This is a genomic window from Cutibacterium sp. 37298, from assembly GCF_023838685.1.
In the GTDB taxonomy this organism is placed as follows: Bacteria; Actinomycetota; Actinomycetes; order Propionibacteriales; family Propionibacteriaceae; genus Cutibacterium; species Cutibacterium acnes.
This window is the reverse complement of record NZ_JAJNRJ010000002.1, coordinates 300,361-324,803: the sequence shown is the minus strand read 5'-3', so window position 1 is coordinate 324,803 and position 24,443 is coordinate 300,361. Positions and strand designations below refer to the sequence as shown.

Here is a 24,443-nt window from a genome sequence, read left to right as displayed (position 1 = left end):
TCCGCCGTTCGATGCAGGCGAGATCGCAAGCAACCTCCTGGAGATTGAATCGAGATGCCCCTTCCCCAACATGATGAATAGCATGACGATTATGGACTCGACCCCCCTCGATGAGAAGTTCCATGCCGTGCTGTTCGACCTCGATGGCGTCCTGACTCCCACCGCGCTCATTCATATGCGTGCTTGGCAGGAGATGTTCAACGAGGAGTTATCGCGGCACCAAGGCCAGAACCCCTATACCGGCGAGGATTATTTCGCCTACGTCGATGGCAAACCCCGATATGATGGGGTACGCGATTTTCTTGCCAGCCGCGGCATCACTCTTCCTGAGGGTGACCCGTCTGACGGCCCCGCTGCCCAGACGATTTGTGGGCTAGGCAACCGCAAGAACGACCTGTTCAATACACTGCTGGCCCGGGACGGCATCCAGCCTTACCCAGGGTCGCGGCGTTGGGTGGATAGGCTGCACGAGAGTGGTATGGCGATGGCGGTGGTCTCATCGTCACGCAATGCCGCAGCAGTGCTCAAGGCGGCGGGGATGGCCGAGGATTTCTCAGTGCTGGTGGACGGTAACCGGTCGAAGGCTGAAAGATTACCCGGCAAGCCAGCCCCCGATACGTACCTGAGAGGAGCGGAGCTACTCGGTGTGCCTGCTGAAGAGTGCGTCGTCGTCGAGGACGCGGTGTCGGGAGTACGCGCGGGAGCTGCCGGAGGATTTGGAATGGTGCTTGGTGTCAACCGTGGTGTCGGGGCCGACCGGCTGCGTGAGGCCGGTGCCGACCGGGTGGTGGATGACTTGGATGAGATGGTTGAGGAGATGGCATGACGCGGACGGGCACTGACCCGATGGATCGATGGCGCTTTCCCGACGATCCGTGGGCGATTGTTGAGACTGCCCCCAGCACAGATGATCTAGGAACTACCGAGACGCTGTTTTCAATTGGTAATGGTTATCTCGGTATGCGTGGTAATCCGTCGGAAGGCCGCGACTCTTTCAGTCACGGAACCTACATCAACGGATTCCATGAAATTTGGGACATCCATCACGCTGAGAATGCCTACGGTTTCGCGCGTACCGGTCAGACGATTGTCAACGTTCCGGACGCCAAGCTTATGAAACTCTACGTGGATGACGAACCACTCCTGCTCAGTATCAACGAGATCCAGTCGTATAAACGGTGGATCGACTTCCGCGAGGGTGTCCTGCGTCGGGAGTTGGTATGGCGCACCCCGGCGGGCAAGTTGCTGCGGGTGGCAACCTCGCGGATGGTCTCCTTCACTCATCGGCACATGGCTCTAATTAGTATCGAGGTGACGATGCTCGAGGGTGACGCTCCGATCGTTATTAGCTCGCAAATCCTTAACCGTCAGGACGGCATGGACGAGTACCATGCTCGACCTGACGACGCCGAGAAGACTGCTGACCCTCGCCAAGCTCGTAAATTTGCCGACAAGGTGCTCATTCCTGAAAAAGATTGGCACTCTGACAAGCGCATGATTTTGGGATTCCGTACCGCACGTTCGGGGATGACCCTGGCTGTAGGCGCCGATCACGAGATCATCACGGAAAATGAGTACGCGTCCCTCATCGATACCGAGCCCGGGATGGGAAAACGGGTGTATCGCGTTGAGGCCACCCAAGGCCGACCAATTCGCATCGATAAGGCGGTCGCTTATCACACTTCTCGCGGCGTGCCGGTACATGAACTGTTTGACCGAGTGCGCCGCAGCTTAGACCGAGTGCGTGAACAGGGGCACAACGTCTACTACGACGAACAGCGTGCATGGCTTGACGATTACTGGGCAACGGCTGATGTTGAGGTCGAGGGTGCCCCGACCGGTATTCAGCAGGCTGTCAGGTGGAACCTTTTCCAGATTGCTCAGGCATCAGCCCGTGCAGATCAACTTGGCATTCCGGCAAAGGGTGTAACCGGGTCAGGCTATGAAGGCCACTACTTTTGGGACACTGAGGTTTATGTCATCCCGATGTTGACCTACACTCATCCAAGAATCGCTGAGAATGCGCTGAGATTCCGGGTGAATACCCTTCCGCAAGCTCGACGCCGGGCTAAGGAATTGTCTGAACGAGGCGCCCTTTTCCCGTGGCGAACAATCACCGGTGAGGAGGCGTCAGCTTATTACGCGGCGGGTACTGCTCAGTACCACATCAATGCTGATATTGTCCATGCGATTATGAACCACGCCCGGGCGACCGAGGATAAGACCTTCCTCTTCCGGGACGCGGCACCGGTCCTCGTCGAGACCGCACGAATGTGGGCTGATCTTGGGTTCTGGCGCATCAACGGTGGTCGAGAGTTTCACATCCACGGCGTTACCGGGCCCGACGAATACACCACTGTCGTTAATAATAACCTTTACACCAACGTTATGGCGAGGGCCAACCTCATCGATGCCGCAGGTGTAATTAGGCGTATGCGTGATGAGGACCCACTGTGGTACGAGCACCTGTGTTCAGAGTTGGACCTCACCGAAGATGAAGTTGGTGGCTGGGAGGAGTGTGCGGCGGGGATGGTGATCCCGTTCGACGACACCTTCGGTATCCATCCGCAGGATGACCAATTCCTTTCACGTGAGCTTTGGGACCTCAAGAACACCCCTGATAACAAGCGGCCGCTGTTGTTGCATTATCACCCGCTGGTGATCTACCGATTCCAGGTACTCAAGCAGGCAGACGTTGTGCTGGCTTTGTTCCTGCAGGGAGATCAATTCACTCAGGCTGTTAAGCTTGCTGACTTTGAGTATTACGACCCCATCACCACCGGCGATTCGAGTCTGTCGGCGGTAGTCCAGTCGGTGATGGCGGCAGAAGTTGGTCATCAGGAGATGGCGATGGGCTATTTTCTCGACGCGCTCTTCTGCGACCTGGCTGATACCCATCACAACGCTTCGGACGGAGTTCACGTTGCCTCGACCGGTGGAGTGTGGGGATGCCTCGTGCACGGTTTCGTTGGCATGCGCAATGACCGGGAGAACTTGCGTTTTGATCCGAGACTTCCAGCCCAATGGACGTCGATCAAACACCACATGCTCATTGGCGACTCTCACATGCTCGTTTTCCTGGAACGTGACGCCATTACGTTCCAGATTCTGTCGGGCCATGACCGCGACGTGACAGTGCGCGGTGAGCTCTACCACATTGGGGTTGAGCCGGTGAGGGTGCCGTTGTCCGATCAGGGGCCGTTGCGTCCTAGCCTGCGCGTTACCCATCCGATCTCGGGGTTGCGTCGAGCTGACGGTTCTCTTATCACTGCAGAAGTTCCCGGCAGCATTGCTGAGACGATTGTTTCTTCTCCGATCTCGACGTCGTGAGACTGATAACAACGGGAGGAGGCCGGCACCATTCGCGGTGTCGGCCTCCTCCATATCGTGGGGGTACGCGGTCCGGTTACCCGGTTTGCCTCGAACTCACTTCACAACAGTGATTACCGGGGTACCTGTGGTGACGTCGTCAGCAGGAATGCCGGTGACGTTGGAGTAGTCGAACCTGTTGGTCACTAACACCGGGGTGATCTTGGAGTATCCGGCTTCGTCAATGACGGTGGGATCAAAAACGACCAGGGGCTGGCCAGCACTGACGTGATCGCCAGCCTTGACCTTGACGTCAAACCCTTTGCCACCGAGCTCGACGGTATCGATGCCGACATGGATGAGTAGCTCGACACCCGAATCCAGTTTGAGTCCGAAAGCGTGGCCGGAATCAGGGGCGGTGACAACGGTGGCGTCGGCCGGGCAGACAACAGTGTTGCTGGCGGGCTCGATGGCGATGCCATCACCGACGACACCAGTGGAGAAAACCGGATCGGGGATTTCAGAGATTGGCACGGCACGTCCCTCAAGGGGAGAGGTGATGGTGACGGCTTCGGAGGCAACTTCGGCTGCAGTCGGGGCCTCGGCCCCCTCGACTGTTGCGGTCTCGGTTATGGATTCGGTGGCGGCAGCTGGGGCGGCGGCGGTTGGTTCTGCGTCGTGAGCGCTGGCCTGACGGCGACGGGCCTTGGCTGCGGCCTTCTCGTCGTTATCACGATAGTCGCGCACGATAACCAGAGCCATCGCGGTGAAGAACGAAGCCGCGATCGCCACCGAGTACAGCCCGATCTTGTCGAAGGCCGGGATGGTTAACAGGGAAGTGAAGACAAAGGCCGGGGTGTGCAGACCGCCGCCCGCACCGATGATGACACCACCGACGAGACAGCCGACCAACATGGATGGGTAAATCTTTTTGTAACGCAGGTGGATGCCGTAGAGGCTGGGCTCGGAGATACCACCGAGCAGACCGGCGGCTAGGGCACCAATAGCGGTCTGGCGCATTGTCACGTCCTTGTCACGCACGGACAGGAAGAGAACGCCAGCGGTAGCACCGAAACAGGCGAAGTTCCACGCACCCATCGGGCCCTGGATGTAGTCGTAACCCAGAGTCTGGATGTTGAGCAGCATGACAGCGTTGAGCGGCCAGTGCAGGCCCAACGGAACCATGAATGGGTACAGCAGGGGGATGAGGACCGCGAAGATGAAGGGGCTGACGTCGTTGACCGCCTTGAGCCCGTTGGCCAGTCCAGCACCGGCGTAGACACCGATCGGGCCGATGAGGAAGGCCGTCAGCGGGATCATGATGAGCATGGTGAGGAAGGGTACGAAGATCATCTGGACATTGGGGGAGATGATCTTCTTGAGCCATTTGTACAGCGGGGCCAGGATTGCAGCCATGATGAGCGGCGGGAACACCTGGGAGCCGTAGTTGAAGATCGTCAGCGGTAGGCCGAAAACGTCGACCACGTTGACTTTGAATCCGCCGAGGGTCAGCGGATGGGCAGTCTTGCCGAGCTCGGTGAACGCAGGCAGCATGACGACAGCCATGACGGAGAACCCAACCCACGGGTCAGCATTCAGACGCTTGGTGGCGTTGTAGGCGACCAGCAGTGGCAGGAAGTAGAAGACGCACTGCCAAGCCAAGTTGACGAATTGCCAGCTCGGGGGCAGGGTGACGCGCGAGTCGGCCCAGTTTCCGATGACGCCCAGAGAACCCATGAGGGCCATGAATGTGATGAACAGGGAGGCGCCGAGCAGGGCGCCCATGATCGGCCGGAAAGAGTCGGACAGGTACTCGAAGAGGTTGTCGAGCCACGAGAACTTGCCTCGGGGACCCTTGGAGCGATGCTCCGCCTTGACGTCCGCGTCCGACTGATTGCCGCTGCCGGAAGAAAGCCCTTTCATGGCGGGTAGGTCCATGATGTCGTTGTAGACGCCGGCAACGGCGCCTCCGATGACGATTTGGTAACGATTGCCCGACTGAGGAACGGCTCCCATGACGCCGGGGATCGCTTCGACTTCAGCCTTGTCGATAGGCGAGGAATCGCGAAGTTGGAACCTCAGACGAGTGGCGCAGTGGGTGAGGCCGACGATGTTGTCGGGGCCGCCCACCGCATCCACGATCTGGGACGCGGGTGATGACATGTATGTGGTCCTCCTGTGATATTGCCGCCCGGGAGCAGCGGGGCAGAAGTTTACATCGTCTTAGGATGTTGCTAGCACATCGGGGTGGGTCCCACCCGGTCCACCTGCGTGGTGCTGCGGTCGTGAATCTCCTGGGAGTTGTGAGATAGCGTAATGTGTACGCCGCAAATATTATCGAGCGCGTCGCCGTGCTGAGACCACCGCGCGGATTCTCGGGGGCACAGTAGAGGCTCCCCGGGGCAGGAGGGTCGAACCTCCTAACGCGGGCCTCACACAGGGAATCCGTTTTCTGTGGCGCGAGGCATGCGATCGGACAAGATGGCCTCGATACGTCGGGCCGACAGTGCGGTCACGTGATCGGGTACAAGCTGCGGCTCGACCCAATGCAGGCGACTGATTTCCGAGTCGGCTGGGTGCATGACCTTGACGAGGCCTGGCTCGACTACACCAGCGTCATAGATGAACTCGATAGCGTCGGACCATCCCAACGCCGGAGGCATCCAGTCGATGAGACTCGGCGTGCCCGGAATGTCAAGGGGGACTCCTAACTCCTCCCGGCATTCCCGGACGGCTCCGGCATGCGGGGACTCTATAGGTTCGACGACGCCCCCGGGCAGTTCCCAATCTGGCTTATATGTCGTCTCGCACATGAGCACCCGCCCGGCATCATCACGGAGGAGGACGTGGGAGATGACCCGTTTGGTGGGTAGGACAGAATCGAGCATCCCGGTGTGGCCGGTGCGGGTATAGATCTCGTCGGTTGCCAGTCGGGAATAGATGTATTCGTCCACCCAGCCGTTTCCACGCACGCGCGCTTGGCGCAGCCGACCCTCGCGACGGTACCCAGCATGGTGCAAGGCGTGGATGACCTCATCGTCATCGACGGCCACCCGTGCCTCGAGACGACGCACGTCGTGCCCGATGATGGCGTCGTCGGACGCCAGCGAGATAGCGCGTGTCAGACCCTCCGGATATGGCGGATCATCAAGGAGTAGCCGACCGGAGTCATCCACCACCTCGACCTGGATCCTGAAATCCTCGGAACCGGATTCGTCATCGACCACGAATTATTCCTCCTGTGGCACGGTCATTGCACGCCCGGATCGCCGGGCAGGGCAGCGGTTGCTGACGGATTGTGACGTAGCCACACCGATCCCATCGGCGGAACGCACACTGCGGCAACCGCACGGAAACGATCGGGAGCTGGCAGTGGGGTGGCTACGATTTGGCCGAGATTGCCGAACTCGCCGGTGCCGTCGTACTCCAGGGAATCGGTGTTGAGGATCTCGGTCCACACCCCTTCCATCGGTAGGCCGATGCGATAGTCGGTCTGCGGATTGGGAGAGAAGTTCGTGAAACAGGCAATCGTCGATCCATCATCGGAACGGCGTAACCAGGAGAACAGGTTGTTACCGGCATCGTCGGCGTTGATCCACTCGAATCCGCGCGGATCGCTGTCGAGCTGCCACAATGCGGGGTTTTCTTTGTAAATCTTGTTAAGGTCGCGGAAGAGGCGTTTGAGACCGCCGTGTCCCCACAGGTCGGCGACAAACCACTCAAGGCTTACCGACTCGTCGAACTCGTGGCGCTGACCAAATTCCTGACCCATGAACACCAGCTGTTTGCCGGGAAAGGACCACATGTAGGAGTAGAAGGCTCGCAGGGACGCGAACTGTTGCCAGTCGTCACCGGGAATCTTGGTGATCATGGATCCCTTGCCGTGCACGACCTCGTCGTGGCTAATCGGCAAGATGAAGTTCTCTGAGTATTGGTAGACCATGGCAAAGGTCATCTCGCCATGGTGGTACTGGCGGTGGAATGGGTTGAGCTCCAGATATCGCAGCGAGTCGTTCATCCAGCCCATATTCCACTTGAACCCGAACCCCAGTCCACCGTCGTCGACCGGCTTGGTGACCCCGGGGAAACTAGTGGATTCCTCGGCGATCATGAGGATGCCGGGGTGGCGCGAGTACAGGTGAGAGTTGACATAGCGCAAGAAGTCAATGGCCTCTAGGTTCTCCCGGCCGCCATACTTGTTGGGCACCCACTGGCCCTCTTCGCGAGAGTAGTCCAAATAGAGCATCGAGGCGACGGCGTCAACGCGCAGTCCGTCGACGTGGAATTCGCTAATCCAGTACAGCGCGCTTGAGATGAGGAAAGATTTCACCTCGTTACGACCGTAGTTGAAGATATAGGTTCCCCAGTCCTTGTGTTCGCCCTGGCGTGGATCGGCGTGCTCGTAAAGCGCGGTGCCGTCGAAGCGCCCCAGGGCCCAGTCGTCCTTGGGAAAGTGGCCGGGAACCCAATCCATGATGACTCCGATACCGGCCTGATGCAGCTTATCGATGAGGTAGCGCAGGTCGTCGGGAGATCCGTAGCGGCTGGTGGGAGAGAAGTACCCGGTGACCTGGTATCCCCAGGAGGGAGCGAACGGGTGTTCAGCCAATGGCATGAACTCCACATGGGTATAGCCCTGCCAGGTGACATAGCTCACCAGCTGGTCAGCCAACTCTTGGTAGCTCAGCCCGTGACGCCATCCACCCAAATGGACCTCGTAGACGCTCATCGGTTCGGCGTGAGCGCGGGAGGCTTCGCGGCGGGCGATCCACTCATCGTCATTCCATTCGTAGTGGGTTTCGGCGACGATGGAAGCATTCTGAGGAGCTTGCTCTGAATAACGGGCCATTGGGTCAACCTTTTCGTGCCAGGTGCCCCACTGGTCCTGAATGCGGAACTTATAGAGGGTTCCCTCGTCGACTCCTTCGACGAAGGTGCCCCAGACTCCGGACCCCGGGATGAGGCGCATACGGTCACCAGTCCACCAGTTGAAGTCAGAGATGACCTCAACCGCCTGGGCATTCGGGGCCCACACAGCGAAGCGGGTGCCGGTGATGGGACCACGCTCATCGTCATCGATAGTGATGACATGGGACCCGAGCCTCTTCCACACCTCCGTGTCCCCACCAGAGTGGAACCCCTCGAGGTCCCAACCGGTGAGTCCTCCGAACTCATCGTGAGCCATGTCGTCCTCCTGGGATGTCGTTGGTGTGGCCGTCGGTTAGATAATCCAACGGGAATCTGTGGGCGAGTTTGGGCATCGTCAATCCTGCCCCATTGCTCGAATAGCCGACAGTGGAATGTCTACCCATGTCGGTCGGTTAAAGGTTTCATAGACGATTTCGTAACTAGCTTTGTCAGCCTCGTAGGCGGCCAGCACGTCCTGTTCAGCGGTATTCGGCCAGCCATAGCCGGTCAGGAATGCCTCGCTGGCACGGTGGGCCCAGGTAAGAGTCTGCGGTGCCGTCGGCCTGGCATGAGCTGAGGTGGCGTAGGACAACGACCTCATCATCCCGGCAACATCGCGCCAGCGGGAGTCTGGTAGCCGTCGCTCGGCGAGGGGTTTGAGGGGTTCCCCTTCGAAGTCGATGATCCGCCAGCCGTCAGGTGTCAGCAGAGTTTGGCCGAGGTGAAAGTCCCCGTGGATTCGCTGGGCGGCGAGGTGGCGTCCGCGCAGCTTCTCAAACCGGGCAGTCAGCGTGGCCCGGTAGCGAGCCAGCGCTGGCGCTGTGACAACAGCGGCGTCAAGGCGGCGCACCATATCGTCGGCGACGCGCGACCCGTCGATTTCGACAGTGCCAAAAGTATGCCGCAGCGCCTCGTGAATGGTGCGTAAGCACTGTCCCAGACCGGCAACGAGGTCGGTGACGTCGACGAGATCGACTGCCTTGGCAGTGATGAGTTCCCAGCCATCCCGGGGCTGTGGCAACCTCTCAATGATCATAGCTAGATCGACCGGGGTGTGTTCCTCGGCGGGGATCTGTCCGGACATAAAGCCGTACAATGTGGCCACCGATGAGATCCCGGCATCGTTGAGGGCGCTATGCACGGTGATGTCAAGGTTGTCGCCGGGCTCCAGGCGGCGGAACATTTTGATGATGATGGCGTCGCCCACCATGATCGAGGTGTTCGATTGCTCACCACCGAAGCGCTTAGCGAACCGAACTGGCTCAGGGGCCGCTCGACGGCGATGCAGCTGCCACGATCCATCCATGGCGATGGGAGTTCCCTCGAGGAGGATACGAGCCCAAGCAGTGAGAGCTAGTTCATCCTCAGTGGCGTCAGTGACGGTAAAAGGTTGACCGTTGACGACGATCTCCGCCAGGCCAGCAACGCGTCCTGGGCGTAATGCTAAAAGCAACTGGTAATACTCGTCGGCGGCCTGCGGATAACCGACGTGTGCGATGACAGGGAGCACTTGCAGATCTTGCTCGTTGACGACGGGAGCCAACGGCAGCAGCCTAGTCAGGGAACCGCACCGGCCCTTACCTGAGAACCATCGGGCTCCACTGATGTGGTCCCAGACGCGTTCCCGTACGGTGGCGTCTTCCCAAGCGGTCATGACCTCTCCTCACCGGACATCTGCAGCCATCGATAGCCATATGGCCACAACGGTACGGACAGTGTTCCGTCAGCTTTTACTGGTTGCGCGTCCTGACCATGGATGAGAGAAGAGCCCGCCACGCCCGCGAATTGTGGAAGGTGAAGGGCAACCGTCCGCTCAGTATCGGAGAGATTAGCCAGGCACAGGACCGTTTCGTGCTCGTTGTGACGTAGGAAGGACATCACTGCCATGTCCGGCCCGCCTAGATCGGTGAATTCGCCGGTCCCAAAGACGGGGTGGTGGCGGCGGATACCGAGCATGGCGCGCGTCCACACCAGCAAGGAGGACGGGTCGCCCATCTGGCGGGCGACATTGACGTGTTCTGGATCGTGGCCAAAGGTGCGGATGAGAGGTAGATGAAAGTCCTCTGGAAGGGCAGTGGAAAAGCCGGCCGTCTCCGAGTCATCCCACTGCATCGGGGTACGCACCCCATCACGGTCAGGCAGCCAGGGATCGTCCCCCATGCCAATCTCGTCGCCGTAGTACAGCACCGGAGAGCCGGGTAGGGACAGCAACATGGCGTTAAGTAGCCGGATCTTCGCATCGTCGTTATCGACAAGAGGGCTCAAGCGGCGACGAATGCCCAAGTTGCACCGCCACCGGGATTCGGGAGCATATTCCTCCCACATGTAGTGACGATCTTCTTCGGTCACCATTTCGAGGGTGAGTTCGTCGTGGTTGCGCAGGAAGGTCCCCCACTGGCAGCCGTCCGGGATTTGTGGGGTGTGAGCCAGGATCTCGCTAATGCACTCCCGTGAACCGCGACGCAGTCCCATGTACAGGCGTGGCATGACCGGAAAGTGGAAGGCCATCTGGCATTCGTCACCGTTGCCAAAATACTCGACGACGTCGTCAGGCCACTGGTTAGCCTCGCACAGCAGAATGCGGCCCGGGTACTCTTCATCGACCATGGCGCGCAGCTGCTTGAGGATCTTGTGAGTTCCTGGCAAGTTTTCGCAGTTCGTGCCCTCGGCCTCAATGAGGTACGGGACGGCGTCGAGTCGGAATCCGTCAATACCCAAGTCCATCCAGAAGCGGACGGCGTCGAGCATTTCCTCCATAACTCGAGGCTCTTCAAAGTTGAGATCGGGTTGGTGATGGAAGAACCGGTGCCAGTAGAACTGCTTACGCTGGGAATCCCAGGACCAATTCGAGTCCTCGGTATCGCAGAAGATGATGCGAGCATCGGAGTAGGCCTCGTCGGTGTCCGACCATACGTAGTAGTTACCGTAAGGACCATCTGGATCGGCGCGTGAGGACTGGAACCACGGATGGGAATCCGAGGTGTGGTTCATGACGAAGTCGATGATGACGCGAAGGCCACGGTCGTGGGCTGCGTCAAGGAAAACCTTAAAGTCCTCAATGGTGCCCAGCTCCTCACGGATCCAGCGATAGTCACGAATGTCGTAACCTCCGTCATGGAGAGGAGAGTCATAGAAGGGTGGTAACCATAGGCAATCCACCCCAAGCCATTGTAAGTAATCGAGTTTGTCCGTCAGCCCTTTAAAGTCGCCAATTCCGTCACCATTGGAGTCCTTAAAGGATCGCACCAGAACCTCATAGAAGACAGCGGTGCGGAACCATTCAGTCTCGGTGCGATCGATAGAACCGACCGGGTGGATCTCATCGAGTCTGGCCTGTAACTGGGCCGAGGTCAGCCCGAGAGCCCCGGTGGGAGCCAGGGTCTCAGGGATCTCCGCGGCGGGGGTGCAGGGGACATGGGTCATGAGGTGGTCTTTCGCACATGCAGGACATGGGCGGGCTGAGCGGGGTAGAGCCTGACGAAGGCTTGCTGGCCCCACGTGAAATCGGCTCCAGTGAGCTCATCGTGGACGGTGAACGTGTCGTCATTATCGAAGCCGAGGGCAGCCATATCGAGCATGATCTGGGACTCAACACCCCATACCGGATCCAGGGAGGTGACAACGATCACAACGTCATCTCCCGCTTTCTTGGAGAACACGAAGACGTTGTCGTGCGGGGCGTGATGGATCGTAGTGTCACGCAGTTGCTGCAACGCCGGGTGAGCCCGACGGATCTCGTTGAGGCGAGTGACGAGCAGTGTGATGTTCGGCTCGGAATCGTAATCGCGGGGCCGGTACTCGTACTTCTCGGAGTGGGCGTACTCCTCGCGTCCGGGCAACGGCTCGTGCTCGCAAATCTCAAATCCGGAGTACATGCCCCACGACGGGCTCATTGTCGCGGCCAGGATCGCGCGGATAGCGAAGCCGGCCGGATTGCCGTCGTTGAGATAGATAGGGTTGATGTCTGGGGTATTGACGAAAAAGTTTGGACGGTAGAAGTGCGAGGTCTGGTGGGAGACTTCGTCGAGGTACGCTTCGAGCTCCCACTTGGTGGTGCGCCAGGTGAAGTAGGAGTAGCCCTGCTGGAAACCTACCTTGCCGAGGGCAGCCATCATCTCGGGACGGGTGAAGGCCTCCGCCAGGAAAATGACCTCGGGGTGACGATGATGAACCTGTTCCATGAGCCAGGCCCAGAAATTCAGAGGCTTGGTATGTGGATTATCGACGCGGAAAATCGTCACGCCGTGGGAGATCCATAACTCCAGCAGCCGCAAGCATTCCTGGTAGATACCGTCAGGGTCATTGTCGAAGTTAATCGGGTAGATGTCCTGATACTTTTTGGGTGGATTTTCTGCATAGGCGATGGTGCCATCAACGCGGGTCGTGAACCACTCCGGGTGCTGGTGTACCCACGGGTGGTCTGGTGAGGCTTGCAAGGCAAAATCTAGGGCCACCTCCATGCCTAGGTCATGAGCGTGGGCCACGAAACGGTCGAGGTCGTCGAAGGTGCCTAGGTCGGGGTGAATGGTGTCATGGCCGCCATCAGACGATCCGATGGCCCACGGCGATCCCGGATCGTCCGGACCTGGGGTCAGGGTGTTGTCCTTGCCCTTGCGGAAGGCTGTGCCAATGGGATGGATCGGCGGCAGGTAGACGACGTCGAATCCCATCGCAGCGGCGGCGTCCAGGCGCTCCCAGGAGGTGTCGAAAGTACCTGAAACCCAGTGACCGTCCGCATCGACATAAGCACCCTGAGAGCGCGGGAAAAACTCGTACCAGGACCCGTAGAGGGCCCGACGTCTCTCCACCCGCAGTGGGGCGGGGGGTGTGGGCGAGGCCAACGGCCGCGGGGCATAGACCCGCATGGCCTCGCAGAACGCGTAGGTGTTGATGACCTGTTGTAGCGAGTCGGGGGCACGGTCAGGGGTTAGGTTGGCATCGGTCTCGCGCAGAGCCGTGATCGCGTCAGTATCCCCGGATTGCTCGGCGTGCCGGACCGCCTCGTTTATGAGGGCATGGCCTTCGGCGCACACCAGTTCGACGTCGATGGCAGCGGCGAGCTTGGCATTGGCATTGTGATGCCACGTGCCCCAGGTGTCTGACCAGCCTTCAATGTGCATAGTCCAGTCGCCTTCGATGTCAGCGGAGACTCGGGCTTTCCAGATGTCTAATCCCCAAGGCTCGACCTGGTGCATGTCAGTGAGGTGACGGTTGCCCTCGGGATCGGTGAGAACGACACTAGCCCCGACGGCGTCGTGGCCTTCGCGGAACACATTCGCGGTGACCTCGAATTCCTCATCGACGACCGAGTAGATCGGCAGGTGGCCACTTTCGACCTCGGGACGGACGTTGTGGACAGGGATACGTCCAAATCCGCGTAGCGGGGGACATCCAGGAGAATCAATGGCGCTCGTGGCAGTGAAAAGAGCATTATCACCAAAGGCGTGCTCGGCAGCACGACGTGGTGCTGGACATTCCGGCGGTACTGGTGATGGTACGGGAGCAGGGGCTGACTTAGGGGAGTCGGCAGGGGAGGCAGGAGCCATCGGTTTGGGTGACGGTTCCGGGGCCGAAGGAGTGACCTGCACCTCCTCGTCGTCGGAGCCATTCTCGTCGTGACGGCGGTCTCGCCTATTGATCCTCCACACAAGTCATAGGCTACCGTGGCCCGTTTCGACGCATCATGATTCAAGCCAGCGTCAATCTTGGATTGATCCGACTTTTCACAAGAGGAAGAAGTGCCTCTGACCATTGGATGAGGGACCCACAGCGGCGACATCGGCGGGTGAAGGCACGCTCACCCGCCGAGTGTGCGCTTGGCGCGTAACGGTGCAGTCAGGCCGAAAGGGGAGGCTTGCATGACGACGACGCATCTGCTCGGCAGAGTAACCGATAGTCCTGCTGGTACGGCTTCGTCGGGAATTTCCCCAGGCAGAGCTGTTGAGGCCACAACGTGCCACGACTCGCCCCATCGAACGCTTGGCAAGATGATCTCGATCGGGCGGTCACCGGCGTGAAACCAGATGAGGAAGGCCTCATTGTCGTCACTGGTGTACATACCGAGGGTGCGTCGGCTTTCGTCATGCCAGTCGTTGTTTACCATTTCCCCGCCGTGGCCGGAGAACCACGCTAGATCAGCACGGCGCGGGTACGAATCGTTCGCGTCCCCGACCGGATCGTGATGACGGTACCTTGATGGACGAAGAGCGGGGTGCTCGCGACGCAGTGCCGTAATTGTCTTGACAAGGTCGGTCACATCGGACCATGCTTCGGCATCCTCCCAATCTATCCACGAGATAGGGGAATCCTGGCAGTATGCATTGTTATTGCCCTGCTGGGTGCGTCCCATTTCGTCACCGGCGGTGATCATTGGTACACCGGTAGCTAATAGCAAAGTAGCGACCAGGTTGCGCACCTGACGATGCCGCAACATGACGATGGACTGATCGGTAGTCTCGCCCTCCCAACCACAGTTCCAGGCCCGGTTGTCATTAGACCCGTCGTGGTTATCCTCGCCGTTGCCTTGGTTATGCTTCATGTTGTAGGTGACCAGGTCACGCATCGTGAAGCCGTCGTGAGCAGTAATGAAGTTGACGCTGGAGGTCGGCTGACCATACAGGTCCGGTGACCCACAGAGCCTGGTTGCCAGCTCCTCGACTCCGCGAACGGCCCCACGCCAAAAGTCACGGACATAATTGCGGAAACGGTCGTTCCACTCGCTCCAATGTGGCCCCCAGGCACCCACCTGATAGCCGTATGGGCCGAGGTCCCAGGGCTCAGCAATGTGCTTGACCTTGTTGAGAATCGGATCTTCGACCAGAGCTTGTTTAAATAGGTGGTTCTGATCGACCCCATGGGACGTATCGCGGATGAGAGTGGTGGCAAGGTCGTAACGGAACCCGTCAACACCCATCTCGGTGACCCAGTAGCGCAAAGAGTCGAGGACCATGGCGAGAACCTCCGGATGAGAGGTGTCGACAGAATTGCCACAACCGGTGACGTCATAGTCATTGCGGTGATCGTTGGTGAGGCGGTAATAAGACTCGTGATCGATGCCGCGGAAAGACAGAGTCGGTCCTTCATGGCCGCCCTCACCAGTGTGGTTGTAGACGACATCGAGGAAAACCTCGATGCCGGCTTCGTGGAAAGACGTCACCATGTCCTTGAACTCGCGCACCTGGGTTCCCATCGAGCCGACGGAGCAGTAGGCAGCATGCGGCGCAAAGAACCCCAGGGTGTTGTAACCCCAGTAATCGGATAAGCCGCGCCCAACGATGAATGGTTCGGAGACGAACTGCTGGACGGGTAGTAGTTCGATGGCTGTTACTCCGATTGACTTGAGGTGTTCGATAACAGCCGGATAGGCAAGCCCGGCATAGGTGCCGCGAAGATGCTCAGGAACGAGGGGGTGAAGGCGGGTGTAGCCCTTGACATGGGTCTCATAGATGACCGATTCGCTGATGTCGTGGCGGCGCGCAATAGGCGTAGGCGGGCCGGGATCGTCAATGACGACGGCGAGCGGGACCGACGTCGCATCGTCGGTCAGGTCAGGCTCGTAGTTGGATTCCGGCGTGTGGTCCATAATCGGGCCGTGATAATCGACTCCTGCCGTGATGGCCCTGGCATAAGGGTCGAGCAATAGCTTGGCAGGGTTGAACCTCATGCCGCGGTCAGGATCCCACGGCCCGTGGACTCGGTACCCATAGCGCTGACCGGCCTGGACGTCGGAGACCTCAACAGTCCAGACACCGTGCTCGTCCCTGGCCATGTCGTGGTTAACCTGTGACCTGTCATCCGCCACGAGGGCCAACTCGACACGCTCCGCGCGAGGCGCCCACAACCCGAAGCGGCAGCCGCCGTCAACGAGGGTCGAGCCCAAGGCGCTGGTGTCGAATGACGCCGTGTTGGTGTCGGTCACAATAGGGGCCTTTCGTCGGGGATAATGGGCGGACGTCACAGTTTAATCTGGTTGGCCGTAGCGTCCGTAAGGGCGATGATGCGCGCCTTCCACGTCTTGCTGTTGGGCAGTAGCGTCGAGGAGTCGCCAGGAAGGACAGGTATGTCGCAGCTGAAGCCCGGATCAGTACACCACGACCGCGCCTACTTCGACCATGCGGCAACATCCCCACTACGCAGCGAGGCACGTGAGGCAATGGCATGTGCGGTACCGGGCAACCCTGGCGCCATTCACGGTTCAGGCCGTGCAGCGCGGGCACTTCTAGAGGATGCCCGCGAGGAGATCGCCAGCCTGCTAGGGGTCGGTCCGCTTGAGATTGTGTTCACCAGTGGAGGAACCGAGTCGGACATGCTTGCGGTGATGGGAGCTGTTCGCGACGGCCACGCGCTGGTGTCAGCAGTTGAACATCCAGCCGTCGGTGGTCTGGTTTCCCCGTGGCTTCTTGGCAAGCGATGTGAATTGCTACCGGTGAACCATGCCGGGCTTGTCGACCCGGATGAGGTGGGCGGGCACTCCGGCAATCTTGACGTTGTTTCCGTCATGGCTGTCAATAACGAGACCGGAGCTTGCCAGCCCGTCTCGCGGGTCGCTGAGGCGGCCCACCAGGCTGGGGCGCTCATGCATACCGACGCCGTCCAGGCCCTTGGCCACATCCCTGTCGACCTCGACGGATGGGGGGTAGATCTCGCTTCCTTCTCCGCTCACAAGATTGGTGGGCCGGTTGGGATTGGAGCGCTCTGGGTGAAACGGGGAGTCGAACTGCACCCCGTTTCCCCAGGGGGAGGTCAGCAGTACGGCATTCGCTCGGGAACCCAGCCGGTGGCATTGGCCTGCGGCTTCGCCGCGGCTTTACGTGCCTGTGTCGATGAGTTCGACACCATGACGGCCCGGTGGCAGTCGTGGCGGCAGCGCGTCATCGCGTGGTGTCATCAACAGCCCGAAATAACTGTTGACGATGCGCCCATGACGAGCCCGTCGATCATCCACCTTAGTGTTGCTGGAGCCCGCGGGACTGATCTTGTCATGCTCGCTGACCGCGATGGCGTTGACCTCTCCGCCGGTTCGGCCTGCCACGCTGGGGTATCGCGCCCCTCCCCAACAATGCTTGCCATGGGGAGAGACGACGATGCTGCGTCCTCGGGATTAAGAATTTCGATGGGATATACCACCACCGATGTCGATATCGATCGTTTGCTCGTCACCTTGCCCGCAACGATACGCAAGGCAAGCGGAGCCCGGTAAGTGGGCGTCAAACCCTTATCATTGAGGTTCCCCCATGCGGGGGGTCAGATCAAGCCGCCACAACACCACGTCACTGTGAGAGGACACACTGTGAAGGTTCTCGCCGCTATGTCGGGAGGAGTCGATTCCGCTGTCGCAGCAGCCCGTCTCGTCGAGGCTGGGCATGACGTCACTGGGGTTCACCTGGCCTTGTCACGTAACCCGCGCTCTCATCGTGAGGGATCGCGAGGGTGCTGCTCGCTGGAAGATTCCTTCGACGCGCGGCGCGCTGCGGACCGACTGGGAATCCCCTTTTATGTATGGGATTTTTCGGACCGTTTCGTTGTGGAAGTCATTGACCCCTTCATCGCCGAATACCGGGCCGGTCGCACCCCAAACCCCTGTCTGCGCTGCAACGAGAGGATCAAGTTCGCGGCCCTGTTAGAGCGTGGGCTGGACCTCGGATACGACGCTGTGGCGACCGGCCATTACGCCCGGACAAAGGTCATTGACGGTGTGACGAAACTCTATCGATCAGTTGATCCGGGGAAAGACCAGTCCTACGTATTGGCGGTCCTCAACCAGGACCAGCTGTCTCACTCGCTATTCCCCCTCGGGAATTCCCTTAAAGTGAATGTACGTCAGGAAGCTGCGGCGCTTGGATTATCTGTGGCTGATAAGCCTGATTCCAATGACATTTGCTTTATCCCTGATGGGGATACTCCCGGTTGGCTGTCAGATAAAATCGGCTCGGCAGACGGTGAGATCCGTGACGAGTCCGGTGCCCTCGTCGGTCACCATAATGGCTATCACCATTTCACTATCGGTCAGCGGCGTGGTCTGCGATTGGGAGTTCCGGCTCCCGACGGCAAGCCGCGCTACGTCTTGGATATCGAGCCAGTTAACAACACCGTGGTCGTCGGAGGAGCGGAGGGGCTAACCGTGCATCATATTGAGGCCATTCGGCCGGTGTGGTGTTCTGGCGAGCCTGTCGAGACCTGGCACGGTCAGGCCCAGGTCCGTGCCCACGGAGACCCGGTACCGGCCATAATTTCCGCAGTTCCCGGCGGGGTAGCCGTTGAATTAGAGGATTCCCTGCGTGGAGTCGCTCCCGGCCAGGCCGTCGTCTTTTACGACGGTGACCTTGTTGTCGGATCGGCCACCATCTGCGGTACCGACCGCGCTGGCGTGAAGGCGGAGCAAGCAGCGTGATTGCGACCGGAATCGGTTCCCTGCCAGGCACCGATATGCGCGGAAGTCTGGCGGCGATGGCGGAGACATTTGACCAGCTCATACCCTTGCCCGAGCTACCAGCACGTGGGGTAGGCGCCCACATGATTGGACGAGCAACGGCTGTGCTCGTCAACCTTCCAGTCGACCACGGTCCAGGGGGATGGCGGCTGGCTGATTCCACTGACCACGCTGCTCGATCGGCACGGTCCTGGTTGCGCAGCGACCTCGACGATCTCGAGGAAGTCCTGGCCGACGGGGAAACCAGTGTCAAGCTCTCGTTCGCTGGGCCCCTCACTTTGGCGACCGGTCTGCACCTGAGAGCAGGGGAGTCAATCTTGGCTGACGGATCGGCGCTAGCAGACGTCACCACGAGCCTGGCTGAGGGAGTTAGTCAGCTTATAGCGGAACTGCGACGGCGGATGCCGAGGGTCACCTGGACACTGCAGATCGACGAACCTTCAGCTCCCGCAGTCCTTTCCGGCGCGGTTCCCACTCAGTCTGGCTTGTATCGCTACCCAGCTATGGCAGGTTCGACAGCAGTTCAGCTGTGGCAGACCGTCGTGTCAGGCTGCGGAGAGGCTGAGGTGGGTATGCACTGTTGCGGAGCGCCGATACCGTGGGCATTGGCGAGGAAAGCGGGATTCTCGACGATGTGGTGCGAGGTGACCTCGTTGCTCAACCTGGATCGGGTTGCCGAGTGGGTGGAATCTGGTGCGCGCCTTGGAATGGGGGTTGTCGACACCATGCAGGTAGATAAAGTACCTCTCGTTGATCATCTTATTGACAAGGTGCTGTGGCTGGTCAGGTGTCTCGAGATTGATCCGGCTGTGCTGAAGTCTGGCATCCTGACCCCAGCCTGCGGTCTGGCGGGTTGGTCGCGTCATGACGCTGCCGAGGTGTGCCGCACTGTCAAGCGAGCTGGCGACCTCGTTGACGAGCAGCTAGACCAGGCGAGCAGGTAGGGTTTCGACTGTGGGCTTCTTCACCAATCTCAATCTGGATGGCCAGACTCCGGTACGTACCCGGCCGCGCGTGGGTGAGGAGCAGTGGGCCCCGGCGGCAGTGCCTACGACGAAACGCAAAAAGGTCCAAAGGGTTCTCGCCCCCATTGCCTTTAGCGTCGCCCTTGCCGTATTAGTGGGAGTGGGGTATTACTTTTTCCGCATCCTTGTCGTTGGCGGTTGACGTATCTTGTCAGACCCCTATTTATTCAGATAATGAGGTGGAATCCGTACTGGGTTGCTAGGGCTAGCAAATAGCATCGTATAAAGAATCCAAGCGTCACCCACAAAGAAAACCGCCAGAAATTCATCTTGGTCGTCGCGGCGTAAATGACAACGAGATACACTGGCGGGACCCCAGTGATGGCAGAAAAGAATAGCAAGGGCATCCCCCATCGCGGGGTCTCGACGATGTGCGCAGCCTGATCATTCCATCGTCGCAGCCGCCATCGCCAGGACCCCACCGCGACTAGCTTGGGTTCTTTGTGCTTGATCCACCGTGAGTTTGACCCTTTGCGGATGCCGACGAACATGACCTGCTTGCCAACCCCGTGGCCAAGAGCCAGGCCCAATGCCACCTCAAGGTGGCCTAATAATCGCGATCCCAGAGCTCCGACAATAAACAACTCGGAATTGAGAACCGGGACGAGACTTGACGCGACGCCAAAGGCGAAGGCCGAGAGGACCTGGTACCAAAACTGCCAGGTGAGATAGACCTCCATACGTCCTCAGTTGGCTAATGCGGCCATGTGCTGGAGTCGGTTGAGCTCGGAGGCCAGGAACCCCGGTCCACCTTGACGACCGACAACCAGGCAACGCCCTTGCGACAACGGAACAACAGCAATGATGGTATCTCCCCATCCAGGCATCCAGTCGGCTTCTAGCTCCGCAGTGTGGGTGCGGTCCATGGGGGCTAATCGCGCAATTCCCTCGGCAGTGAACTCGGGGGCGAGCGCGGTCGAAATAATGACCTGCTCGTCAACATCAAAAAGGGCCGCCCATTGGGTGTGGAAGACGACCGGAACAGCACCGCACAAGATCTCCGCGGAATGCTCGGGGTCCTCCGACATCCTATTAAGGGCTGCGATATCGGACTCAATGCTCCAATTCTCTGGATACCGGCTGAGCCATAGGACGTGTACTTCGTCAAGCATGCCGCAGGCCGACACCAGGGTGTCAGGCATCGTGGTGGGTGGCAAGGTCAAGATGAAGTCATCGATGACGTAGTCGGGGCCTTTTTCAACGATCTCGATAGCAGAGATGTCAGCATTGGCAGTGCCCATAGCGGTAGCCACCGAGCCCAGGGAACCCGGCGTGTCTGGCAGCTGAATACGAATCATGAGCACTCCCTCATTGTTGCGGGTTGGTCCGACGATCCCCAAACCGCAGCAATCTTTGGGCGGGTCACGACCCGCATAGGAGTCGTTCTCGTGGCCACGTGCGCTCGTGGCTCTAGGATAGCTAGAGGGAATTCCCACCCCATGCCGTCAACCAGGAGATTCATCGTGGCCCTCACGCCGGATGACGTCGTCCGTTTGGCCGGCCTGGCACGCATCGATCTCACTGACGACGAGATCGCGTATCTTGCTCCGCAGCTGGACGCGATTCTCGACGCAGTAGCTGCAGTGTCAGGCGTCCCCACCGACGACGTGCCACCTACTTCGCACGCTTTGCCGCTGTCTAACGTCTTCCGCGAGGACGTCATCAAGGAGTCAATGTCCTCCCATGACGCTCTGGCCATGGCCCCGCGCAGTGAGAACCAACGTTTTCGCGTGCCCCGCATCCTGGACGAGGAGGCACAGTGAACGAGCTTCTGACGTTGACCGCCGCCGAGTTAGGCGAGCGGATTGCGGCCCGACAGGTCTCTAGCGAAGAGGTCACCCAGGCGCATTTGGATCGCATTAGCGAGGTTGACGGCGACATCCATGCCTTCCTGCTTGTTGACCACGCTGGGGCTCTCGACGCTGCTCGTTGCATTGATGCCCGCATTGCAGATGGCGAGCATCTTGGTCCGCTGGCCGGGGTGCCGCTGGCTGTTAAGGATCTTTTCTGCACGAAGGGGATCGCCACCACAGCGTCCTCCCGAATGCTCGAAGGGTGGATCCCACCGTACGACTCCACTATCGTCACCCGCTGCAAGGATGCCGGAATGGTGATCCTCGGCAAGACGAATCTTGATGAATTCGCCATGGGGTCGTCAACGGAAACTTCGGCCTTCGGGCCTACCCATAATCCTTGGGACCTTGAACGGGTACCGGGTGGTTCCGGTGGTGGTTCAGCAGCTAGCTTGGCTTCCTTTCAGGCCCCGTTGGCTTTGGGCACTGATACCGGTGGCTCGATCCGCCAACCTGGAGCGGTGACCGGCACCGTCGGGATCAAGCCGACCTACGGTTCGACCTCCCGATACGGCGTTATCGCTATGGCTTCATCTTTGGATACTCCTGGGCCCTGCGCCCGTACCGTCCTTGACGCCGCGTTGCTCCATCAGGCCATTGCCGGTCACGACGCTATGGACCAGACCACGATTAATCAGCCCACCCCGGCGGTCGTTGAGGCTGCGCGGCAGGCAGACGTTTCCGGGGTGCGCATTGGCGTTGTCACGGAGTTGAGCGGGCAGGGTTACGACCCTCAGGTCGAGGCCCGGTTCCACGAGGCTGTCGAGATGCTAATAGAGGCGGGGGCTGAGGTCGTTGAGGTCTCTTGCCCGAACTTTGACCTCGCCTTACCTGCTTATTATCTTATTCAGCCTGCCGAGGTGTCTAGCAACCTGGCTCGTTACGACGCCATGCGTTACGGCTTACGCGTCAATGACGACGGCGAGCATTCTGCCGGGCAGGTGATGCGAGCCACCCGCGGTGTTGGACTTGGGGCCGAGGCCAAGCGTCGCATCATCTTGGGTACCTATGCCTTGTCAGCTGGGTACTATGACGCCTACTACGGCTCGGCTCAGAAAGTCCGTACCCTCATCCAACGCGACTTCGAGAAAGCATGGCAGATGTGCGATGTGCTCGTGTCACCGGCCACGCCAACGACTGCCTTCCGGCTGGGTGAGCGTACTGCTGACCCAATGGCGATGTACCGCTCCGATCTATGCACCGTCCCGGCCAATATGGCCGGAGGCCCCGCAGGATCTTTCCCGATCGGTCTATCAGAGACCGACGGTATGCCCGTCGGCATGCAGGTGATGGCGCCAATCATGGCGGACGATCGAATCTACCGAGTCGGGGCAGCTCTAGAACGATTACTACATGAGAAGTGGGGCGCCCCGCTGCTAGCGAAGGCTCCCGAAGTGAGGGGAGAGCGATGACCGACGAGCTGTTGCCCTACGACGAAGTGATGGCCAATTATGAGCCGGTCGTCGGGCTGGAGGTACATGTCGAGCTGTCCACCGCGACCAAGATGTTCTGCGGATGCTCAACCGATACTGAGAAGGATCCCAATACCAATGTTTGCCCGGTTTGCCTAGGTTTACCCGGATCCATGCCGGCCATCAACGGTCATGCCGTCGAGTCGGCCATTCGGATTGGTTTGGCTCTCAACTGTCACATTGCCCAGTGGTGCCGCATGGCCCGGAAGAACTACTTCTACCCGGACATGACGAAGAATTATCAGACCTCCCAATACGACGAACCGATTTGCTATGACGGCTGGCTCGACGTCGAGGCCGATGGCGAGACCTTCCGCGTTGAGATCGAGCGTGCTCACATGGAGGAAGATGCTGGAAAATCCCTCCATGTCGGAGGTTCCGACGGGCGTATTTCCGGTGCTAGTTACTCCCTCATGGACTACAACCGGGCCGGTGTTCCCCTCATCGAGATCGTCACTAAACCGATCCGTGGGCTGGGAGCCAAAGCACCCCAAGTTGCGCGTGCCTATATGGCTCAGTTACGGGATATTATGATCGCCCTTGGGGTTTCCGAGGCCAGAATGGAGCGCGGCAATCTACGTTGTGACGCCAATGTCTCCCTCATGCCGCGCGGCAGCGAGACGTTAGGCACCCGTACCGAGACGAAGAACGTCAACTCGTTGCGCTCTGTGGAAGGAGCGCTGAGGTACGAAATTCAACGTCAGGGATACGTGCTGTCTGAGGGACGCAAGGTCCGTCAGCAGACCCGAATGTGGCAAGAGGCCGGCGAATACACCATCACCGGACGCGACAAGTCTGACGCCGAGGACTACCGCTATTTCCCCGAGCCAGATCTGGTGCCGATTGCACCGTCGCGGGAGTGGGTTGAGCAGCTGCGTGCCGAGTTGCCAGAGCTGCCAGCCGCCAAAAAGGCTCGTCTGTCGTCCCAATGGCAGTTCTCCGAAATGGACATGACCTCGGCCGTCAACGCAGGTGCCCTTGACCTCCTCGAGGCGACAGTCGATGCCGGCTGTCAGCCCGCTGCGGCCCGTAAATGGTGGCTGACTGAGCTGTCGCGTCGCGCCAACGAAGCTGGTGTGGACTTGGCCGAGGTTGGTATGACGCCTTGTCAGGTCGCTCAGCTGCAAAAGCTCGTCGATGACGGCACGTTGACCGACAAACTAGCTCGTCAGGTGATTGACGGAGTGATTGCTGGTGAGGGGGACCCCCAGCAGGTTGTCGACGGTCGTGGCTTGGCTGTCGTCTCTGACGACGCGGCCCTGGGCTCCGCCGTTGACGATGTCATCGCCGCTAACCCGCAGATCGCGGAGAAGATCCGTGGTGGGAAGGTGCAGGCTGCTGGTGCCCTCATCGGTCAGATTATGAAGGTCATGAAGGGCCAGGCCGACGCCAAGCGGGTCAGGGAGCTCATTTTAGAGAAGTTGTCCTGACTCGTAATGCGCTCCGG

General features: G+C 59.6%; 18 protein-coding genes. 9 read left to right on the top strand and 9 right to left on the bottom strand.

The window, feature by feature from the left end; genetic code table 11:
- Positions 1–70 precede the first annotated feature (70 nt).
- On the top strand, positions 71–826 hold the full coding sequence (locus LRP59_RS05980) for an HAD family phosphatase (protein ID WP_002532111.1): 756 nt from the start codon (positions 71–73) through the stop codon (positions 824–826).
- Complete coding sequence (locus tag LRP59_RS05975; protein ID WP_002513606.1) at positions 823–3,330, top strand: glycoside hydrolase family 65 protein; 2,508 nt, start codon at positions 823–825, stop codon at positions 3,328–3,330. The genes LRP59_RS05980 and LRP59_RS05975 overlap by 4 nt, the downstream gene beginning before the upstream one ends.
- A 96-nt stretch (positions 3,331–3,426) precedes the next feature.
- Here LRP59_RS05975 and LRP59_RS05970 read toward each other — a convergent pair whose 3' ends face one another.
- The 7 genes from LRP59_RS05970 to glgX all read right to left on the bottom strand — a co-directional run bounded on the left by LRP59_RS05970 (position 3,427) and on the right by glgX (position 16,135).
- A complete protein-coding gene (locus tag LRP59_RS05970) occupies positions 3,427–5,472 on the bottom strand; it encodes a glucose PTS transporter subunit IIA (protein ID WP_002513605.1) in 2,046 nt (681 codons plus the stop codon).
- A 269-nt stretch (positions 5,473–5,741) separates the two neighbouring features.
- A complete protein-coding gene (locus tag LRP59_RS05965) occupies positions 5,742–6,536 on the bottom strand; it encodes an NUDIX hydrolase (protein ID WP_002513604.1) in 795 nt (264 codons plus the stop codon).
- A 23-nt stretch (positions 6,537–6,559) separates the two neighbouring features.
- Positions 6,560–8,494, bottom strand: coding sequence for a 1,4-alpha-glucan branching protein GlgB (glgB, locus tag LRP59_RS05960; RefSeq protein WP_002513603.1), 1,935 nt, complete (start codon positions 8,492–8,494; stop codon positions 6,560–6,562).
- Between the two features lie 78 nt (positions 8,495–8,572).
- On the bottom strand, positions 8,573–9,871 hold the full coding sequence (locus LRP59_RS05955; protein ID WP_002513602.1) for a phosphotransferase: 1,299 nt from the start codon (positions 9,869–9,871) through the stop codon (positions 8,573–8,575).
- Positions 9,868–11,640, bottom strand: coding sequence for a maltose alpha-D-glucosyltransferase (gene treS / locus LRP59_RS05950; RefSeq protein ID WP_002547248.1), 1,773 nt, complete (start codon positions 11,638–11,640; stop codon positions 9,868–9,870). Before treS ends, LRP59_RS05955 begins: the two co-directional genes overlap by 4 nt.
- Positions 11,637–13,763: an alpha-1,4-glucan--maltose-1-phosphate maltosyltransferase gene (locus tag LRP59_RS05945; protein ID WP_156190522.1), complete on the bottom strand. Its 2,127-nt coding sequence runs from the start codon at positions 13,761–13,763 to the stop codon at positions 11,637–11,639. Before LRP59_RS05945 ends, treS begins: the two co-directional genes overlap by 4 nt.
- A gap of 251 nt (positions 13,764–14,014) precedes the next feature.
- Positions 14,015–16,135, bottom strand: coding sequence for a glycogen debranching protein GlgX (gene glgX / locus LRP59_RS05940; protein ID WP_002513598.1), 2,121 nt, complete (start codon positions 16,133–16,135; stop codon positions 14,015–14,017).
- A 75-nt stretch (positions 16,136–16,210) separates the two neighbouring features.
- Here glgX and LRP59_RS05935 point away from each other — a divergent pair, with 75 nt between their 5' ends.
- The 4 genes from LRP59_RS05935 (at position 16,211) to LRP59_RS05920 (ending at position 19,813) form a co-directional block, all read left to right on the top strand.
- Positions 16,211–17,416 (top strand): cysteine desulfurase family protein, encoded by a 1,206-nt coding sequence (locus tag LRP59_RS05935; RefSeq protein ID WP_002532847.1) that lies wholly within the window; start codon positions 16,211–16,213, stop codon positions 17,414–17,416.
- A 90-nt stretch (positions 17,417–17,506) separates the two neighbouring features.
- Positions 17,507–18,607 carry a tRNA 2-thiouridine(34) synthase MnmA gene (mnmA, locus tag LRP59_RS05930; protein ID WP_002513596.1) on the top strand — a complete coding sequence of 367 codons (1,101 nt, stop codon included), beginning with the start codon at positions 17,507–17,509 and terminating at the stop codon, positions 18,605–18,607.
- Positions 18,604–19,590, top strand: a complete 987-nt coding sequence (locus LRP59_RS05925) for a methionine synthase (RefSeq protein WP_002513595.1) — start codon at positions 18,604–18,606, stop codon at positions 19,588–19,590. The genes mnmA and LRP59_RS05925 overlap by 4 nt, the downstream gene beginning before the upstream one ends.
- A gap of 10 nt (positions 19,591–19,600) precedes the next feature.
- Positions 19,601–19,813: a hypothetical protein gene (locus LRP59_RS05920; RefSeq protein WP_002513594.1), complete on the top strand. Its 213-nt coding sequence runs from the start codon at positions 19,601–19,603 to the stop codon at positions 19,811–19,813.
- A gap of 25 nt (positions 19,814–19,838) precedes the next feature.
- On the opposite strand, the gene LRP59_RS05915 is transcribed toward LRP59_RS05920, so the two are convergent.
- Complete coding sequence (locus LRP59_RS05915) at positions 19,839–20,351, bottom strand: hypothetical protein (protein ID WP_002513593.1); 513 nt, start codon at positions 20,349–20,351, stop codon at positions 19,839–19,841.
- A 6-nt stretch (positions 20,352–20,357) separates the two neighbouring features.
- Positions 20,358–20,969: an amino acid-binding protein gene (locus tag LRP59_RS05910; RefSeq protein ID WP_002516610.1), complete on the bottom strand. Its 612-nt coding sequence runs from the start codon at positions 20,967–20,969 to the stop codon at positions 20,358–20,360.
- A 141-nt stretch (positions 20,970–21,110) separates the two neighbouring features.
- On the opposite strand from LRP59_RS05910, the gene gatC reads away from it, so the two are divergent.
- Genes gatC through gatB form a run of 3 tightly spaced genes read left to right on the top strand, consistent with a single transcriptional unit; the run spans position 21,111 to position 24,426 of the window.
- Complete coding sequence (gatC, locus tag LRP59_RS05905) at positions 21,111–21,434, top strand: Asp-tRNA(Asn)/Glu-tRNA(Gln) amidotransferase subunit GatC (RefSeq protein ID WP_002521630.1); 324 nt, start codon at positions 21,111–21,113, stop codon at positions 21,432–21,434.
- Entirely contained in the window at positions 21,431–22,936 is a 1,506-nt protein-coding gene (gene gatA / locus LRP59_RS05900) for an Asp-tRNA(Asn)/Glu-tRNA(Gln) amidotransferase subunit GatA (protein WP_002521629.1), read from the top strand. The genes gatC and gatA overlap by 4 nt, the downstream gene beginning before the upstream one ends.
- The gene (gene gatB, locus LRP59_RS05895) at positions 22,933–24,426 is read left to right on the top strand and encodes an Asp-tRNA(Asn)/Glu-tRNA(Gln) amidotransferase subunit GatB (RefSeq protein ID WP_002513589.1); all 1,494 of its coding nucleotides are present in this window, start codon (positions 22,933–22,935) and stop codon (positions 24,424–24,426) included. Before gatA ends, gatB begins: the two co-directional genes overlap by 4 nt.
- Positions 24,427–24,443 lie beyond the last annotated feature (17 nt).

Coding starts and splice junctions, on each gene's coding strand:
- gatB (WP_002513589.1), top strand. CDS start 22,933: ATGACCGACGAGCTGTTGCCCTACGACGAAGTGATGGCCAATTATGAG.
- treS (WP_002547248.1), bottom strand. CDS start 11,640: ATGACCCATGTCCCCTGCACCCCCGCCGCGGAGATCCCTGAGACCCTG.
- LRP59_RS05980 (WP_002532111.1), top strand. CDS start 71: ATGATGAATAGCATGACGATTATGGACTCGACCCCCCTCGATGAGAAG.
- LRP59_RS05955 (WP_002513602.1), bottom strand. CDS start 9,871: ATGACCGCTTGGGAAGACGCCACCGTACGGGAACGCGTCTGGGACCAC.
- gatC (WP_002521630.1), top strand. CDS start 21,111: ATGCCGTCAACCAGGAGATTCATCGTGGCCCTCACGCCGGATGACGTC.
- LRP59_RS05935 (WP_002532847.1), top strand. CDS start 16,211: ATGATGCGCGCCTTCCACGTCTTGCTGTTGGGCAGTAGCGTCGAGGAG.
- LRP59_RS05970 (WP_002513605.1), bottom strand. CDS start 5,472: ATGTCATCACCCGCGTCCCAGATCGTGGATGCGGTGGGCGGCCCCGAC.
- LRP59_RS05910 (WP_002516610.1), bottom strand. CDS start 20,969: ATGATTCGTATTCAGCTGCCAGACACGCCGGGTTCCCTGGGCTCGGTG.
- glgB (WP_002513603.1), bottom strand. CDS start 8,494: ATGGCTCACGATGAGTTCGGAGGACTCACCGGTTGGGACCTCGAGGGG.
- LRP59_RS05915 (WP_002513593.1), bottom strand. CDS start 20,351: ATGGAGGTCTATCTCACCTGGCAGTTTTGGTACCAGGTCCTCTCGGCC.
- LRP59_RS05975 (WP_002513606.1), top strand. CDS start 823: ATGACGCGGACGGGCACTGACCCGATGGATCGATGGCGCTTTCCCGAC.
- LRP59_RS05945 (WP_156190522.1), bottom strand. CDS start 13,763: ATGGCTCCTGCCTCCCCTGCCGACTCCCCTAAGTCAGCCCCTGCTCCC.